General features: G+C 63.9%; 13 protein-coding genes. All 13 read right to left on the reverse strand.

What is annotated here, in order from left to right; genetic code table 11:
• Positions 1-63 precede the first annotated feature (63 nt).
• The 13 genes from Q4G32_RS02045 to Q4G32_RS02105 all read right to left on the reverse strand — a co-directional run bounded on the left by Q4G32_RS02045 (position 64) and on the right by Q4G32_RS02105 (position 15,585).
• Complete coding sequence (locus tag Q4G32_RS02045; RefSeq protein ID WP_368660347.1) at positions 64-1,503, reverse strand: S8 family peptidase; 1,440 nt, start codon at positions 1,501-1,503, stop codon at positions 64-66.
• A gap of 84 nt (positions 1,504-1,587) precedes the next feature.
• Positions 1,588-2,553, reverse strand: coding sequence for a Ppx/GppA phosphatase family protein (locus tag Q4G32_RS02050; protein ID WP_303348846.1), 966 nt, complete (start codon positions 2,551-2,553; stop codon positions 1,588-1,590).
• A gap of 62 nt (positions 2,554-2,615) precedes the next feature.
• Entirely contained in the window at positions 2,616-3,284 is a 669-nt protein-coding gene (locus Q4G32_RS02055) for a DUF501 domain-containing protein (RefSeq protein ID WP_303348848.1), read from the reverse strand.
• 66 nt (positions 3,285-3,350) lie between these two features.
• The gene (locus tag Q4G32_RS02060) at positions 3,351-3,929 is read right to left on the reverse strand and encodes an FtsB family cell division protein (RefSeq protein ID WP_303348850.1); all 579 of its coding nucleotides are present in this window, start codon (positions 3,927-3,929) and stop codon (positions 3,351-3,353) included.
• Between the two features lie 234 nt (positions 3,930-4,163).
• Positions 4,164-5,444 (reverse strand): phosphopyruvate hydratase, encoded by a 1,281-nt coding sequence (gene eno / locus Q4G32_RS02065; protein ID WP_303348852.1) that lies wholly within the window; start codon positions 5,442-5,444, stop codon positions 4,164-4,166.
• Positions 5,445-5,680: 236 nt separating this feature from the next.
• Positions 5,681-6,439, reverse strand: coding sequence for a MazG family protein (locus Q4G32_RS02070; protein ID WP_303348854.1), 759 nt, complete (start codon positions 6,437-6,439; stop codon positions 5,681-5,683).
• A complete protein-coding gene (locus tag Q4G32_RS02075) occupies positions 6,433-7,680 on the reverse strand; it encodes an adenosine deaminase (protein WP_303348856.1) in 1,248 nt (415 codons plus the stop codon). Before Q4G32_RS02075 ends, Q4G32_RS02070 begins: the two co-directional genes overlap by 7 nt.
• Positions 7,681-7,798: 118 nt before the next feature.
• Complete coding sequence (locus Q4G32_RS02080) at positions 7,799-9,352, reverse strand: hypothetical protein (RefSeq protein ID WP_303348858.1); 1,554 nt, start codon at positions 9,350-9,352, stop codon at positions 7,799-7,801.
• 65 nt (positions 9,353-9,417) lie between these two features.
• Positions 9,418-10,755, reverse strand: coding sequence for a thymidine phosphorylase (locus tag Q4G32_RS02085; protein WP_303348860.1), 1,338 nt, complete (start codon positions 10,753-10,755; stop codon positions 9,418-9,420).
• A 134-nt stretch (positions 10,756-10,889) separates the two neighbouring features.
• Positions 10,890-11,378 carry a cytidine deaminase gene (locus tag Q4G32_RS02090; RefSeq protein ID WP_303348862.1) on the reverse strand — a complete coding sequence of 163 codons (489 nt, stop codon included), beginning with the start codon at positions 11,376-11,378 and terminating at the stop codon, positions 10,890-10,892.
• Positions 11,379-11,411: 33 nt separating this feature from the next.
• Positions 11,412-12,728, reverse strand: a complete 1,317-nt coding sequence (locus Q4G32_RS02095; RefSeq protein WP_303348864.1) for an ABC transporter permease — start codon at positions 12,726-12,728, stop codon at positions 11,412-11,414.
• Complete coding sequence (locus Q4G32_RS02100) at positions 12,725-13,966, reverse strand: ABC transporter permease (protein ID WP_303348866.1); 1,242 nt, start codon at positions 13,964-13,966, stop codon at positions 12,725-12,727. The genes Q4G32_RS02095 and Q4G32_RS02100 overlap by 4 nt, the downstream gene beginning before the upstream one ends.
• Positions 13,963-15,585 (reverse strand): ABC transporter ATP-binding protein, encoded by a 1,623-nt coding sequence (locus tag Q4G32_RS02105; RefSeq protein WP_303348868.1) that lies wholly within the window; start codon positions 15,583-15,585, stop codon positions 13,963-13,965. The genes Q4G32_RS02100 and Q4G32_RS02105 overlap by 4 nt, the downstream gene beginning before the upstream one ends.
• Positions 15,586-15,692: the final 107 nt, after the last annotated feature.

Genomic DNA, 15,692 nt, shown 5'->3' on the forward strand with positions numbered 1-15,692 from the left:
CTGATGGGGGCGCACCGCATCGAGCCACCGGCTGGAATACGCGCAGCCAGGCGCACCGCGGTGTCAAGACTTGGAACCGCGTCCGCCCTTGAGCAGCCAGCGAATATGCCAGGCCGCAGCCCCCGTGAGCGCCGCAATCAGCACGCCGAAGCCCACCAAGATCACAATGGGCAGCGCACCGGTTGAGTTCAAGGGCACAACGGGGTCAGGTGCTTGTGCTTCTGCCGTGACCTCCTGGGTCAGCGGCATGGCTGAAGCCTGGGCGGTGGAGGTTGCAGTGGCATCATGGCGGCGGTGAATCTGCACCCACTCGGCCATGGAGCCCAGCGGACCATCACCTTCCATGGGGGCAACGTCTGAGGTCACGGCCGCCTTCACGTCCAGGATGCCGTATCCGTAGAGCGGGTCCCGCCCTTCCGCCCCGGCATCCTTGGCTGATGCCGTGATGCGGTGCGCAACACCTTGGGCACTGAGATTCGGATACTTCTCCATGATCAACGCCGCCGTCCCGGCCACGATCGGTGCTGCGGCGGAGGTTCCAGTCCATTCGCTGTATCCATCCCCGGGCACAGCCCCCACCAGATCCTCGGAGGGGGCTGCCACCGCAATGGAGATGCCCTGGGAGGAGGACTCCTGGCCCGCCTGCCCGTTGCGGTCCACACCGCCAACGGTCAGCACGCTGGGGATGGTGGCCGGAGCTCCCACCTGGGTGATGCCGTTTCCGCGATTGCCGGCGGCGGCAATGATCAGAACGCCTTTTTCCTCCGCGTATTCAAAGGCAGAATCCCAGGACTCGGGCCAGGTCTGCTGCGGTGAGCCCACGGACATGTTGATGATGTCTGCACCGTTGTCCACGGCCCAGCGCACGGCATCGGGGATCTGCTCATCGGTGGAACGCACATCGTCCCGTTCAGTGCCCAAATAGGTGGAAACGGGCAGGATTTCAGCCCCGGGAGCCACCCCGATCACCCCGGTGCTGCCACCCGGTTCGCCGTCGCTGGCGGCACCGTGACCACGGCCCGCGGCAACGGAGGCCACCATGGTCCCGTGGGGCGGTTCCGCCCCCAGACCCTTCTGACCGTTGGACGCGCCGACGCCGGACACATCCGTACCCTTGCCCACCGCCCCCTTCAGGTCGGGGTGGCTACCGTCCACGCCCGTGTCGATCACCGCAATCTTCACGCCCTTGCCGGTAGCCTCCGACCACGCATCGCGCACGCCGTACTCATCCAGCCAGTATTCGGCCGCACGAGCCTCCGTGGCATTCAATGACCGCATCTGATCAAAGGTGGGGACGTCAGTGGGGTCCGTGATGGGGATGGATGGCGCCGGACCGTCCGGAACTGGCTGCTGCGTTTGCTGCGGCACCACGGGATTGGCGTGCGCGGGTGTGGCCACCACGGCCCCACCATTCGTCCCGACGACGACGCCCACCAGCGCCCCCGTGACCACCATGAGCCCGGCAAGACCTACACCTGCGGTGGCACGCGCGGTTTTACACACTTCGCGCAGTTTCCCCGCGAGTGCCGACGCTACGACGGGTTCAGTGGTGTTTCGGCTCCGGGCAGTAGGCATGAGTCATCCGGTTCAGTCAGTGATCAGTGACAGTGCAATTCCGTCCAAAATATCGTGCTCGCTGGTGGTGGCCGAATGTACGCGCCCGGAGGTTGCCTGCGTGACACGTTCCACAATGCGCTGCCAGACCAGAGCCCCACCGCCAATCACATCCACGCGCCCCGGGTGCATGAACGGCAATTCCGCGCGCTGTTCCCGGGTCATCTCCGTGAGCTCGCGGCAGGCCCGCACAATCTGTTGGTCATCCAACACTGCGGCGTTGAGTTTCTCCGGGTCGTATTCCCCGAGGCCCAACGCATGAGCCGTGATGGTGGTGACGGAGCCGGCCACCCCCACCAACGTGCGGGTCTGGTCCAAAGGTACGGACTGCATCACGTGGTCAACGGCCCGGTCCACATCTTCCAGGACGGCCTGCTGCTGCATAGCGGTGGGTGGGTTGGAGCCCAGGTGACGTTCGGTCATCCGCACACAACCAATGTCCACGCTACGCGCTGCCATGATGCCGTCGGCCGAACCCAGTACGAACTCGGTGGAGCCACCACCCAGATCCACCACCAGCACCCGGTCATCGGCACCGGTGGCAGGGGCCACCAGGGAAGCCCCCGCAAAAGACAGCGCAGCTTCCTCATCACCGGAAATCACCTCCGGATCCACTCCCAGACGCTGACGGATTCCCTCCACAAAAACATGCCGGTTTCCGGCGTCGCGGGTTGCTGAAGTGGCCACGAATCGCAGGGCATCAACGCCGTGTTCTTGGAGCAGATCCGAGTAGTGCTCAGTTGCGGCAAAGGTACGATCCAGTGCCTCCTGTGCCAACCACCCGGTGGCATCCACGCCCTGCCCCAGGCGCACGATGGTGTTCAGACGCACCACGTCGGTCAGCGTGGGTGCCGTTCCATCCGCGCCGCCGCCGTTGCCGACGTCTGCAATGAGCAGGCGAATCGAGTTTGTCCCACAATCAATCGCGCCAACGCGCATGTTGCTGTCCTTCGGTTCTGGGCCCTGGGCCCGGGCGGTCACGGATGGGATGGGTATGAGGCTCACCCGGTATGGGATTGGGGCTCACGCCACGCTGGGTCACAGTGGCAGCTGAGCCCGTCCCAGGTCTGGGCAATCATCTCCAGGGTTTCATCCCCCAGCCGGTTCACTCCCGGTCCCGCAGCCAAGGCATGCCCCACCAGTACGTGCAAGCACTTCACCCGGGTTGGCATCCCCCCGGCGGAAATACCTTCGATCTCCGGAACCTCACCCGTACCGGATGCCACCCGGATACGCTCGCGCTCGGCCAGAAAATCTCGGTGAGAACTCTCATAGGAAGCTGCCAAATCGGCGTCCTGAGCCAGGCGATCCGTCATGGCATACATAGCCCCTTCAGCCTCCAACCGGGACACGGCCGCCGTGATCACGGGATGCGCCAAGTAGAAAACGGTGGGAAACGGGGTACCGTTGGACAGCCGCGGCGCCGTGGCCGCCACCAGCGGATTGCCGCACACACACCGGGCCGGAATCTCCACGACGTCGCGCACTGTCCGCCCCAATTGCCGCGACAGCACCTGAAGATCAAGCTCCGTGGGCGCCAACGTGTCCGGGCTGGAGTTCAGCCCTCGGGCAGATGCGACCTCCCCACGCTGTGCGGTGTCCTGCGCACTGGTCTGCGGTGGCGTGTCCGTCACCATGGGCTTGTCCGCTCGGTCTGGCTGCTCGGTCACGATTGGCCTCAGTTCTGTTCCTGATCAATGTTCTGCGGGTTCGGCTCAGCTTGATAGGGACTGAGTCTAATTTTGCTGATCCTGGTTGGTCTCAGCGTCCGAGCTCGGTGCCGGAATGGGAGTTTCCGTCGCTTCCGGGACAGACCCACCACCGAGCTGTGGAAAGTTCTCTGCCTGGCTGGAACTGGTGCGCTCCTGCGGCCAGCCGGCATCCAAGACGGAACCCCACAGGGCATCTGCCCATGCCGCACGGTCAGCCTCCTCTTGGACAGCCGAAGACTGCGGGGCCTGATCCCCTACTGCATCGGCACCCACCACCAGATAGGACCGTTGGCCCGGTTCCACCATCAGCAGCCGTTCCCGAGCCTGCTGACGGACGTACTCTGGGTCATCCCACAGTTTCACCTGGCGTTCCAACTCATCCCGGGAGGTTTGAGTCTGCGCAATGTTCTGCTGCAGCGCGTTGATCTCCGCACGTTGATCCAGATAAATCTTGGTGGTGGGTGCCGCCAAGAACACGATCAACAAGATGGTGACGATCACCAGGAGGAGGCGTCGTCGTGCGCTGAAACCCCGGGCGACCCGTGCCACCGACAACGAATCCGTGGAGGCCGTGCGCGCGCTGCGCTGATCGCCGGTAGGCACGTGAACTCTCCTGGGTAGCTGGGGGAAGGGGCTCGACCGGGTGCCGAGTCGGGAGCAAGTGGATGACGACCGGATGAGGTGCTGTGGGCGCCGTCGTCATGTTGCAGCGAAAGTCTAATGCTGCCAGCTGATCCCGCCGTTCAAAAACACCGTGACCGCCCGGTGCTTCCGGACGGTCACGGTGAGTGATCTCAGGCCAAGCGCTTCACGCCAGGCCGGAGGAGCCTGCGCAGATCAGGCGGTGAAGCGCGGGAAAGCGGTGGCGCCGGCGTACACGGCCGACTCCCCCAGGGCTTCCTCAATGCGCAGCAGCTGGTTGTACTTGGCCACACGCTCGGAACGGGCCGGAGCACCGGTCTTGATCTGACCGGCGTTGGTGGCCACGGCGATGTCCGAAATGGTGGTGTCCTCGGTCTCACCCGAGCGGTGGGAGACCATGCAGCGGAACGTGTTGGTCTGGGCCAGGGTGATGGCCTCCAGGGTCTCCGTGAGGGAGCCGATCTGGTTGACCTTGACCAGCAGGGCGTTGGCCACGTGCTCGCGGATGCCGCGGGCCAAGAACTCGGGGTTGGTCACGAACAGGTCATCGCCCACCAGCTGGACCTTCTGGCCCACGGAAGCGGTGAGCTTTGCCCAGCCCTCCCAGTCGTTCTCATCCAGGGGATCCTCAATGGAGACCAGCGGGTAGTCATTGACCAGCTGCTCGTAATAGGCAGCCATTTCCTCGGCGGACTTCTGGGCACCTTCAAAGGTGTAGGAGCCGTTGTCAAAGAACTCGGAGGAGGCAACGTCCAGGGCCAAGGCAATGTCCTTGCCGGGCACGTAGCCGGCCTTCTCAATGGCTTCCAGGATCAAGTCCAGTGCGGCGCGGTTGGATTCCAGGTTGGGGGCAAAGCCACCCTCATCACCCAGACCGGTGTTCAGACCGCGGTCCTTCAGCACTGACTTCAGCGCGTGGTAGACCTCGGTGCCGGAGCGCAGGGCCTCGGAGAACGTGGCCGCACCGATCGGGGCGATCATGAACTCCTGGATGTCCACGTTGGAGTCCGCGTGGGAGCCACCGTTGAGAATGTTCATCATGGGAACGGGCAGCACGTGAGCGTTGGGGCCGCCCAAGTACTTGTAAAGCGGCAACTCGGCTTCATCGGCGGAGGCGCGGGCAACGGCCAGGGAGACGCCCAGAATGGCGTTGGCGCCGAGCTTGCCCTTGTTGGCGGTGCCGTCCAGTTCCAGCATGGTGCGGTCCACCAGGCGCTGATCGGTGGACTCCAAGCCGATGATGGCTTCAGCGATTTCCTCGTTGACGGCCTCCACAGCGCCCAGGACACCCTTGCCCAGGTACACGGACTTGTCACCATCGCGGCGCTCAACGGCTTCGTGCTCACCCGTTGATGCGCCGGAGGGAACAGCTGCGCGGCCAAAGGAGCCGTCCTCCAGGCGCACCTCACATTCGACGGTCGGGTTTCCGCGGGAATCCAGGATCTGGCGTGCGTGGACATCAATGATCATTGCCATGGGACGTGCTCCTCTGCTGGTACGTCGGCTAGTTTCTCCACCCCGTACACATGCCTGTGGGTGAGCCCGTGCGGCGTCGTGAACACCGCCCTGTGCGCTCACGCGGGGGCAGACTGCTTCCAGCCTAACCACCGCTGAGCATCCCCACCGCATTGTTGCCGGGCGTTCGCCGTCAGGTGAGCCCTCCCCTCCGCCGAAAACATGGATTCCCTAGGATTTCGCCTCAGAAATTGCCACTAACCATGATTTCGGCGGAATTGGTGGGTGGTGGTGCGTAACGCACGTTCCGGGTCCAGACCGGCCGCGGTTGCCTGCCGGACCAGCTCGAACAGCTGTTCTCCGAGCTCTTCCTCGGAACCTGGAGGTACGACGTCGGCACTCACCACAGGTGCGGCAGGCTCCAGTCCGTGGCGGCGGGCCTTGGCCAGGATCTTCTCCGTGTATTGCAGGGCCGGCAACCCGGGTGGAACGCCGTCGAACGGGCCACTGCGCTCAGGCTTTTCCTGCTTCTTCAGATCCTCCCAGCGCGCATGCAGCGCAGCGTCGGAAGCCTGAGTACCCAAAGTGTCGCGGTAGTTTTGGGCGAATACCTGGGGGTGGCGGCGCACCAATTTGGCCGTGATGGCATCCAGCACGTCCTCCACTGTGAATCCACCATCCGACTCCGAGCGTTCCTGAGCCACCCGGGCGTGGAAAATCACCTGGAGCAGCACGTCTCCCAGTTCCTCCACCAACTCCGCACGGTGCGCCGCCGGGCTTCCCTGGGATTCAACCGCCTCAATGACCTCGTAGGTCTCCTCCACCAGGTACTTCAGCAGGGATTCGTGAGTTTGCCGCGCATCCCAGGCGCATCCACCCGGCGAGCGCAGCTGATCCATGACCCGCACCAGCTCCGCGAACTTGTCAGCCGCTTCCCCAGGCTTCACCGTCTGGACCGCAGTGGTGTCAGGAACCTCCGGTGCCTCCGGTTCGGCCGCCACGGGGTCGTTCACCACTGATCGCCTCCCTCACCGGCCAGCAAATCCCCCAGCCCCAGCTGCATTCCGGCATCCCGCAGGGCCGCAAACTCCTCCGTGATCCGAGCTTCCAACATGACCCGGTGATCCAGGGGTGCAAACGCAGCTTGGGCGGCGTTGCGTTGGAGAGTTTCGACGTCGTCCAACGTGAAACCGTGCAGATTCACCAGCCGGCCCAGTTCATCGGAAATCTCCGTACCGGAGATCAGCCTGTTGTCAGGACCGAGCACCACTCGAAAGCCCGCGCGGTGCAGGAAACCCACGGGGTGGACAGCTGTTCCGGGGCCCAACACCCGGACCAGGTTCTCCGGCGGGTTCCAGGCGGGGGTGGCGCGGGTCTGCCGGTTGGATTCGGGGCAGACTTCCAAAGCAATGCCGCGGTCCCGTACCCAGGTGGCCACGGGCCCCAGGTCTATGGAAACGTCCCCGTCAGCGGCATCCGTCAACGTGATGTCCTCCACAATGCGAACACCGTGCCCCAGGCGCAGTGCTCTTCCGTCCACCACCGCGCCGCGGATCGATTCCACTCCGGCGGCTTCTCCGGCGTGAACGGTCACGGGGATCAGATGGTGTGCCAAGAGATCCAATGCCTGCGTGTGGTCACCGGCCGGGAAGCCATCTTCCGGTCCCGCCAGGTCAAAACCGAGGACTCCACCGGGGCTCACCGGGTCAAAACGCGAAATCACCAGTTCGGCAATCTCCACAGACCGCGTTCCCTGCCGCATGGCACACAGCAGCTGCCCCGCAGAGATTTCGTAGCCCTCAGCGGCAGCTGCCTCAATACCGTCGTTCAGGCCGGCCTGAACGGCATCCACCGCCTGGTCCAGACTCAAACCCTTGGCTTGGTGCTGTTCCGGAGCCCACCGAACCTCCGCGTGGATGACGCCGTCCTCCACGTGGTCCTCCACGGCTTCCCTGGCCACCCTCCGCAGCGCCTCCGCGGTTTGCAGCACCGCCAGGGTGTGTTCAAAGGTCTTGAGGTAGTTCTCCAATGATCCCGAGTCCCCGGCCTGAACCATCCAATGGGCAAGCTCAGCCCCGGAATCCACGGGGAGGTTGTGCCCTTCAGCCCGGGCCAGTTCCACCACGGTGGCCGGACGTAGACTGCCATCCAGATGGTCATGCAAACTGATCTTGGGCACCGCGCGCAGAATCCCGGGGGCACCGGAGCTTTGGCCTGCGGAAGCGGTGGAATGAGGCAGGTGTGCGGATTCGGTCATGTTCTTGTGGTCCTCGCATGATGGATGGGGTGGGCAGCGCCGATGGCGTCACGCATCAACGACGACGGCGCCGCCCCGTGCCTTGAGCTCGGACCGGCGCCGTCAGTTTCAGGCTGGGTCAGTAGTTCCAGTCCTGCAGGGCATCGTTGACGTGTTGCGGGATGTTGGCGCCCGTGCGGGGGTACATCCGCAGTTCCTCCACGTAGTTCTGAGATGGCAGCCGCTGCTCATACCGCACAAAGGCTTCTTCATCCAAGTAGTCAAAGGAAACTTCCGGCGGGATTCCGGGGCGGAAGCGGAACATGATGGCCAGCGGTGCACCCTCACCTTCCACGTAGGAGTCTTCCTTCAACTCCTGGACTTTCAGCTCTTCCTCCGGCACCAGGTCAAAGGTGCCGCGCTGATCCCAGAAACCACCCTGGCGGACGTGGGTCAGAGCATCGTAATAGGAGCCGAGCGTGCGCACGCGGATCAGCACGGTGGACACATCCAGCGCGGAGCCTTCCGGCCCGAACAAGCGCTTTTGCGCACCGGCCAGACGGCCCAGAACATCAGCTTCGGTCAGCACCTTGTTGCCCTCCGCCAAACGGTCCTTGGGCGAACCTGTCTGACCGGCGGCCTCTCCGGCCTTGTACGACGGCGCCACGTCCGCCCCGTGCGCCACGGACGGGGCATCGGCGTCGCTGCCTACAGAACGCGCACCAGCGCCGGCTGCGGCGGCACCCGTGGTCTGGCCACCGGAGCGGCCCGCGTTGTCATCGCGCCATTCATCGTGGTCCACATGATCCGGCAGATCACCCTGAGCAGCCGCCTGCCGACCTGACTGCCCTGATGGATCCGGCTGAGTCGATCCTCCCGCAGCGGCACCTTCCTGCACCTCGGCGGACTGGGATGCCTGCGAGGTGTCACCGTGTGCCTGCGCGCTATTGCTGCGGTTGGGGTTCTGCGACTGCTGGGCTTCTTCCTGGCGACCCTGGGCTGCGGCCGCCGCAAGAGCGCCCCCACCCACTCCCGCTGCCCCAGCCGCCGCGGCGGAGGAACTGGAGTTCTGGGACTGTGCCGGGGCACTCTGCTGATCAGAAGCCCGGGCATCCTGCTGGTCGGAACCGGACGGTGCCTGCTGGGCCGAATCTGCAGGCGCCTGCTGGGAGCCACCCTGCGCAGTGTCCTGCGCACCCCGCTGTTCAACGGGCTGTGCAGCCTCCCTGGCAGCGGCGGAATCAGCGCCCCGCGCTCCGTCCTGTGCCGCAGCATCCGCGCCTTCACCCAACCGGTAGGTCTGCGTCTTGCGAGGTGCGGAGGGGTAGTCGTAATCCACCTGCACGGTGTCTTGACCCGCGGTGATCACCACGGTCTGCCAGGCGCCAGATTCCTGGGACATGGACTCGGTGTAGAGCCCGGCCACGTCATCGAACAGCGGATGGCTCTGATCCACGGTGCCGGAATCGGTCTCCACGGAACCGTTGACATTGCGCTCGGTCTGCTGGTTCATGGTGTTGCCACGCTGAATCAGCGTGAGCTTGCCGCCCTGGGCACCGTCTGAGACCAGTCGATTGATCAGGTTGCGCAGCGGGCCTTGGGCGGGCAGCGGCTCACCGGCGGGGTTTGTCTCCTGCTGGGCAGCCTGCTCAGATGTGTCTTGGGCATTCGACTTCTTGCTGAAAAGTCCCACGGTGTTCGTCCTCCCGTGCTCATGTGTTGCAATCTGCATGCGGTCTTCAAGTTCTTGGGTCCACCCTACAAGTGGTTGGAGTCAACACGACCGAGCAGCACGTTCGCCCTGGGCTTCCCCGCGTCCTCCGCGCGAGCCGCTGCCCCATCGGTGATCTCAAAGGCCTCCAAAATCGTGTGCATCGCGGCTTCCAGGGCTTCTGCGCTGTCCGTGTGCACGACGGCCAGTGGCTGACCGGCAACCACGGTGTCCCCCACTGTGGCCAGCAACTCCACCCCAGCTGCGGGCTGCACGGGATCTTCTTTACGTGCCCGACCCGCGCCCAGCGACCAGGAGGCCTGACCGATTCCCAAGGCATCCACGTGCTCCACCAGACCTGCCCGGTGGGCTGTGACAGTTTCCGTGTGGCGGGCCACGGGCAATGGGGCCAGCGGGTCTCCGCCCTGAGCGCGGATCATGGCACGCCAGGTGTCCATGGCCCGGCCATCGCGCAGCGCCACAGCTGGATCATCCTCCACACCGGCCGCCCGTAACATTTCCTGAGCCAGTGCCAACGTCAGATCAACGACGTCGGACGGCCCGCCTCCCGCCAGCACCTCCACGGCCTCCTGCACCTCGCAGGCATTGCCCACGGCCCGCCCCAGCGGGGTGGACATCTCCGTGAGCAAGGCGGTGGTCTGCACACCGGCATCCGTGCCCAGAGCCACCATGGTCCGCGCCAACTCCTGCGCCTGGTCCAGGGATTTCATGAACGCCCCGGACCCCACTTTCACGTCCAGGATCAGCGCATCAGCGCCTTCGGCAATCTTCTTGGACATGATGGAGGAAGCAATGAGCGGGATGGATTCCACCGTTGCCGTGACGTCACGCAGCTCATAGAGCTTTTTGTCCGCGGGGGCCAGGTCACCACCTGCGGCGCACACCACCGCGCCCACGGTTTTCAGCTGCCGGATCAGCTCTTGATGACCCACTTCAGCCTGCCATCCCGGGATGGCCTCCAGTTTGTCCAAAGTACCGCCGGTATGGCCCAAGCCGCGTCCGGAGAGCTGGGGTACGGCCACCCCGTGTGCAGCCACCAGCGGGGCCAATGGCAAGGTGATCTTGTCCCCCACGCCACCCGTCGAGTGTTTGTCCACCGTGGGCAACCGGCGTCCGTTGCGCCGCAGCCCGGAGAAATCCAAACGCTGCCCCGAATCAATCATGGCCTCCGTCCAGGCACTGATTTCAGCGCGATCCATGCCGTTGAGGAAGATGGCCATGGCCAAGGCAGCCATCTGTTCCTCTGCCACGTCCCCGCGAACATAGGCGGCCAGAACCCAGTTGATCTGTTCGGTGGTGAGTGTGCCCCGATCACGTTTGGTGGTAATGACCTGGGCGGCACTCAGCCCTGACATGGATGACATGGTTTTACTCCTTCAGCACGGTCACGGATTGCTGACACGCTCCCCGCGAGCACATTCGCCCACCGGCACAGGGCACCCACCGTGAGCACCGCTCACGGTCGGCACGTTACAGCCAAGCGATGGGTGTGGGAGCCTCAGAGGTTTTCCGGCCCAAAGGCATCCGGCAGAACCCGGTCCATGGACTTGACCCCGGACACGGTCAGCAACAGCATTCCCGGTGCCCGGTGTTCGTAGAGCAACTGGCGGCACCGTCCACACGGCATCAGAATCTCCCCGTTGCCGTCAACGCAGACAAAGTGCGTGATCTTGCCGCCACCGCTGGCGTGCAAGGAACTCACCAGCCCACATTCCGCGCACAGCGTCAGTCCGTAACTGGCATTTTCCACATTGCATCCGGCCACCACTCGCCCGTCCTCCACCAGTGCGGCGGCGCCCACCGGGAAGTGGGAGTACGGCACGTAGGCGTGGCGCATGATTGCCTTGGCTTCGGTCAACAACCGCAACCAGGGCTGACCCAGCGTGGCCGCAGATTCGCCCGATGACGCTGAAGAGCCCAACGACGCCGAATCGGGGGCACCCGGGTGCGCTGCGTCGTCGTCGTGCGCAGTAGTGGGGTTGTCCATGAGTTTCACCGTTTCTGTGGGCGTGTGTACCGACTATTCCTTGACGTAGGGCTGTCCGGAAGCCGCCGGGCCGCGGGAGGCACCCACCAAACCGGCCACGGCCAGAATGGTGATGAGGTACGGCAGCATGGCCAAGAACTGGCTGGGCATCTCTGTGCCCAAGAAGGACAGCACGGACTGCAAGTTGGAGGTGAAGCCGAACAGCAGAGCGGCCAGGAAGGCACCAATGGGGTTCCACCGGCCAAAGATCAAAGCAGCCAGGGCAATGTAACCCGCCCCGGAAGTCATGTCCCGGGTGAAGGAGGTCACCGACACCAGTGTGTAGAACGATCCACCGATTCCTGCGATCAAACCACCCAGGAGGACGTTGAGGAACCGCATGCGGTTGACATTGATACCCAGGGTGTCCGCGGCCTTGGGGTGCTCACCAATGGCCCGGGTGCGCAATCCCCAACGGGTGCGGTACACGGCAAACCACACGATCGGGATGGCCAGCCACATGAAATACCCCACGATGGACTGGTCAAACAGAATGCGACCGATCAGCGGCAGATCGCTCAGGAACGGAATGGAGTAGGACGGCAGGCGCGGCGGGGAATTGAACCGGGAAGAGTCTGATTCCAGCAAAGTGGCAAAAAGGAATCCGGTCAGGCCGGAGACCAGCACGTTGAGCACCACACCCACAATCACCTGGTTCACCCGGTAGGTGATGGAAAAAACGGCCAAGACCAAGGACACCAGCGCGGCCCCGATCATGGCTGCCAGCAGTCCCACCCAAGCGCTGCCGGACATGGACCCGGCAATGGCTGCGGAGAACGCGCCAAAGAGCAGCTGTCCCTCAATGGCAATGTTGACCACGCCGGAGCGTTCGCACATCAGGCCACCCAAGGAACCGAAAACCAGGGGTACCGCCAGTGCCACACCACCCGCCAACAGGCCGGTCAGAGACACCGATGGGGTCCGGGCCGAACCCACCACCCACACCAGGAAGCCCACCGCGAACAGGAAACCGAACAACACCACGGTCCAGGTGGGGGTCAGACGGCCCGAACGCACGCGAAGGTATGCAAAAACGGTCAGGGCAATCAGCACCACGGTGATGAACCAACCGGTCAGAAGACCGGGGAGCACAATGTGGGGGACCTGGAACAGGTCTCCATCGCCGCTGATGCGGAACGTGACCGACTGCTGCGGGCCGTTGAAGGCAAACACGATCAGGGAGACCAGCGCCAGCACGCCAAAGCCCAGGGGTGCGCGGCGTGCACTGGCCGGAAGTGCCTTGGGATCCACGGCCTCCTCGTGGGCGTCCGGGAGGTGATCGGCCTGGGGAGTCTGTGTGGTGATGCTCATGCCTGAGCCTCCTTGGCGGTACCGGTGGACGGAGCTGCGGCCTGCTTTTTGTCCGGGCGAGCTTTCTTACGCCGCGCCGCTGTGAACAGCGGCGGCAGGGCAATGAACAGCACGATCAAGGACTGCACCACCAACACGATGTCCACGTTGGTGCCAGTCATGGTCTGCATGGTCACCGCACCGGCGCGGAAGCCCCCGTAGAGCAGACCGGCCAAAAAGGTTCCCAGCGGAGTGGAGCGGCCCAGCAGCGCCACCGTGATGGCATCAAAACCGAACGACGCCGCCACACCGGCTGACAGGGAACGCTCAGTGCCGGAGATCTGAGCCACCCCAGCCAGACCGGCCAGAGCACCGGCCATCACCATGACCACCACAAAGCCCTTGGTGACATTGATACCCGCAGTTTTTGCTGCCCGGGGGTTGGACCCCACCGCGCGAATCTCAAAGCCAATGGTGGAGCGGTTGAGCATCCACCAGATGAAGACCGTGGCGGCCACTGCCACCACAAACCCCCAGTGCAGTCGGTAGGGCGCTCCTAGCAGCAGCGGGAACTGTGCGGTGTCCGCCACCGGGGGGCTGACGGGATTGGTGGAGCCTTCACGCAGGAAAGCTGGACGGGTCAGCAGGTAGGCCACCAGGTTGGCGGCAATGTAGTTGAGCATGATCGTCACAATCACCTCATGGGCGCCGGTTCTGGCCTTGAGCAGCCCCACAATGCCGCCCCAAATACCACCACCGATGGCCCCGGCGATGATGACCAGCAGCAGATGCAGTGGCATGGGCAGGGACCAAGTGAAGCCCACGTAGGCCGCCAGCGCTGCACCGATCAGAATTTGACCCTGGGCACCAATGTTGAACAGACCCGCACGGAAAGCAATGGCTACGCCCAGGCCCGCCAGAATCAGCGGGGTGGCCACGGTCAGAGTTTCTGTCAGGGGGTAGATCTGACGGGCAAAGGTGTCTGCGTTGGGGTTGAAAACAGCCCCGTAGAACATGGCCTCATAAGCTGAGGAAGCTGCTCTCCACGCCGCTGCCACGGTGTCCCCGGGACGGCTGAAGAAGTAGCTCGCGGAGCGGGCCACCCGCTCGTCCGTGGCGGCAATCAACACACCACCCAGGAACAGTGCTGCAATGATCGCCAGGACGGGCTGAAGGGCGGACCCAATCCACTTGGGTCCGCTGGTCTCCAGCTCCTCAACCGCGTTGACGGTGGGCGTGTTGGTGGTGGGGGTGGTCATGCCTGCTCTTCCCACGGGGTGGTCGGGACGGTGTGAACGTCGGTGGTGGTGTGTGCGGAGGCGCCTGATGCGCCACGGGCGTCTGTTTCCGTGCTGCGGGCCTCTGGTTCCGCTCCGCGGGCCTCGACCTCCGTGGCGCCTGCCATCATCTGGCCCAGGACTTCACGCGGGGTTTGCGGATCCACAATTCCCATGAGCCTGCCGTGGAAGAACACGGCAATCCGGTCAGCCAGCGCGTAGACCTCATCCAGTTCGGTGGAGACAATGACCACCGGCACATTGTTGTCCCGCTCGGCCACAATCCGCTGGTGAATGAACTCAATGGAGCCCACGTCCACGCCGCGGGTGGGCTGGGATGCCACAAAGAGTTTCAGCGGGCGGGAGAGTTCCCGAGCAATCACAATCTTCTGCTGATTACCGCCGGACAGGGTGGAGGCATGGGCGTCAGCGGAGCCGGTCCGAATGTCGAACTCCTGAATCCGGTGTTCGGCGTTCTGCGCAATGGACCGGCTTTTCAAGGACGGGCCGGAACGGAACCGCTGGTCCTTGTAGAGATCCAGCACCAGGTTCTCCGCCACGGAGAAGGCCCCCACCAGTCCGTCATGGGAGCGGTCCTCCGGGACAAAACCCACTCCGGCATCCAGCACCTGCCGCACGGAACGACCCACCAGTTCTTTACCCTCCAACTGGATGGACCCGGAGGCTTTGCGCAGCCCCAGGAGGGCCTCCACGAATTCCACCTGACCGTTTCCCTGGACCCCCGCAACGGCCAGGATTTCGCCCTGGGCCACGGAGAGGGAAAGTTCGTCCAGCAGAGTCACCCCGTTCTCCCCCACCACGGTGAGGTCCTTGACCACCAGGGTTTCCTCCGCCACGCGGGCGGGCTCCTTGGTCACGGACAGGGAGACTTCACGACCCACCATCATGGCGGCCAATTCGGAGGTGGAGGCCTGCGGAGACACGGAGCCCACCACTTCACCCCGGCGGATCACGGTGATCACATCCGAAACCTCACGGACTTCACGCAATTTGTGGGAGATGAACACAATGGAGGTGCCATCTGCTTTGAGTTGGCGCATGATGGCCAACAGTTCATCGGTTTCTTTGGGGGTGAGCACGGCTGTGGGTTCGTCCAGGATCAGCAGTTCTGCATCACGAACCAGCGCCTTGATGATTTCCACCCGTTGTTGGACGCCCACGGGAAGGTCCTCAACCACCGCGTCAGGGTCCACGGCAAAGCCGTACTGATCTGAAATTTCGCGGATCTTGCGGCGTGTGGTCTCCAAATCCAGGCTGGCGCCCTTGCGGGATTCGGAGCCCAGCGCCACGTTTTCAGCCACCGTGAACACGGGCACCAACATGAAGTGCTGGTGAACCATGCCGATTCCCCGGTTCAGAGCATCCGATGGCCCGTTGAAGGACACCGGCTGGTCGTCCACCAGGATTTCCCCGGAGGTGGGCTGGTACAGCCCGTAGAGCACGTTCATCAACGTGGACTTCCCGGCACCGTTTTCGCCGAGCAGACAGTGAATCTGTCCCGGTTCAACGGTGAGGGAAACATCCCGGTTGGCGGCGAAGGTGCCAAACTTCTTGGTGATGCCTCGCAGTTCGAGCTTCATGGATTTTTGTTCCTTGTGGAAATGGCCAAGGCATGTTCAGTTGGCCGAGGCTGCCCGGGCGGCAGGGGGTGCGTTCGGGATGGCAAGGGCCGTTCGGGTGGCCACGG

Source organism: Kocuria sp., assembly GCF_030538595.1.
In the GTDB taxonomy this organism is placed as follows: Bacteria; Actinomycetota; Actinomycetes; order Actinomycetales; family Micrococcaceae; genus Kocuria.

Coding starts and splice junctions, on each gene's coding strand:
- Q4G32_RS02050 (WP_303348846.1), bottom strand. CDS start 2,553: ATGCGCGTTGGCGCGATTGATTGTGGGACAAACTCGATTCGCCTGCTC.
- eno (WP_303348852.1), bottom strand. CDS start 5,444: ATGGCAATGATCATTGATGTCCACGCACGCCAGATCCTGGATTCCCGC.
- Q4G32_RS02075 (WP_303348856.1), bottom strand. CDS start 7,680: ATGACCGAATCCGCACACCTGCCTCATTCCACCGCTTCCGCAGGCCAA.
- Q4G32_RS02085 (WP_303348860.1), bottom strand. CDS start 10,755: ATGTCATCCATGTCAGGGCTGAGTGCCGCCCAGGTCATTACCACCAAA.
- Q4G32_RS02090 (WP_303348862.1), bottom strand. CDS start 11,378: ATGGACAACCCCACTACTGCGCACGACGACGACGCAGCGCACCCGGGT.
- Q4G32_RS02095 (WP_303348864.1), bottom strand. CDS start 12,728: ATGAGCATCACCACACAGACTCCCCAGGCCGATCACCTCCCGGACGCC.
- Q4G32_RS02100 (WP_303348866.1), bottom strand. CDS start 13,966: ATGACCACCCCCACCACCAACACGCCCACCGTCAACGCGGTTGAGGAG.
- Q4G32_RS02105 (WP_303348868.1), bottom strand. CDS start 15,585: ATGAAGCTCGAACTGCGAGGCATCACCAAGAAGTTTGGCACCTTCGCC.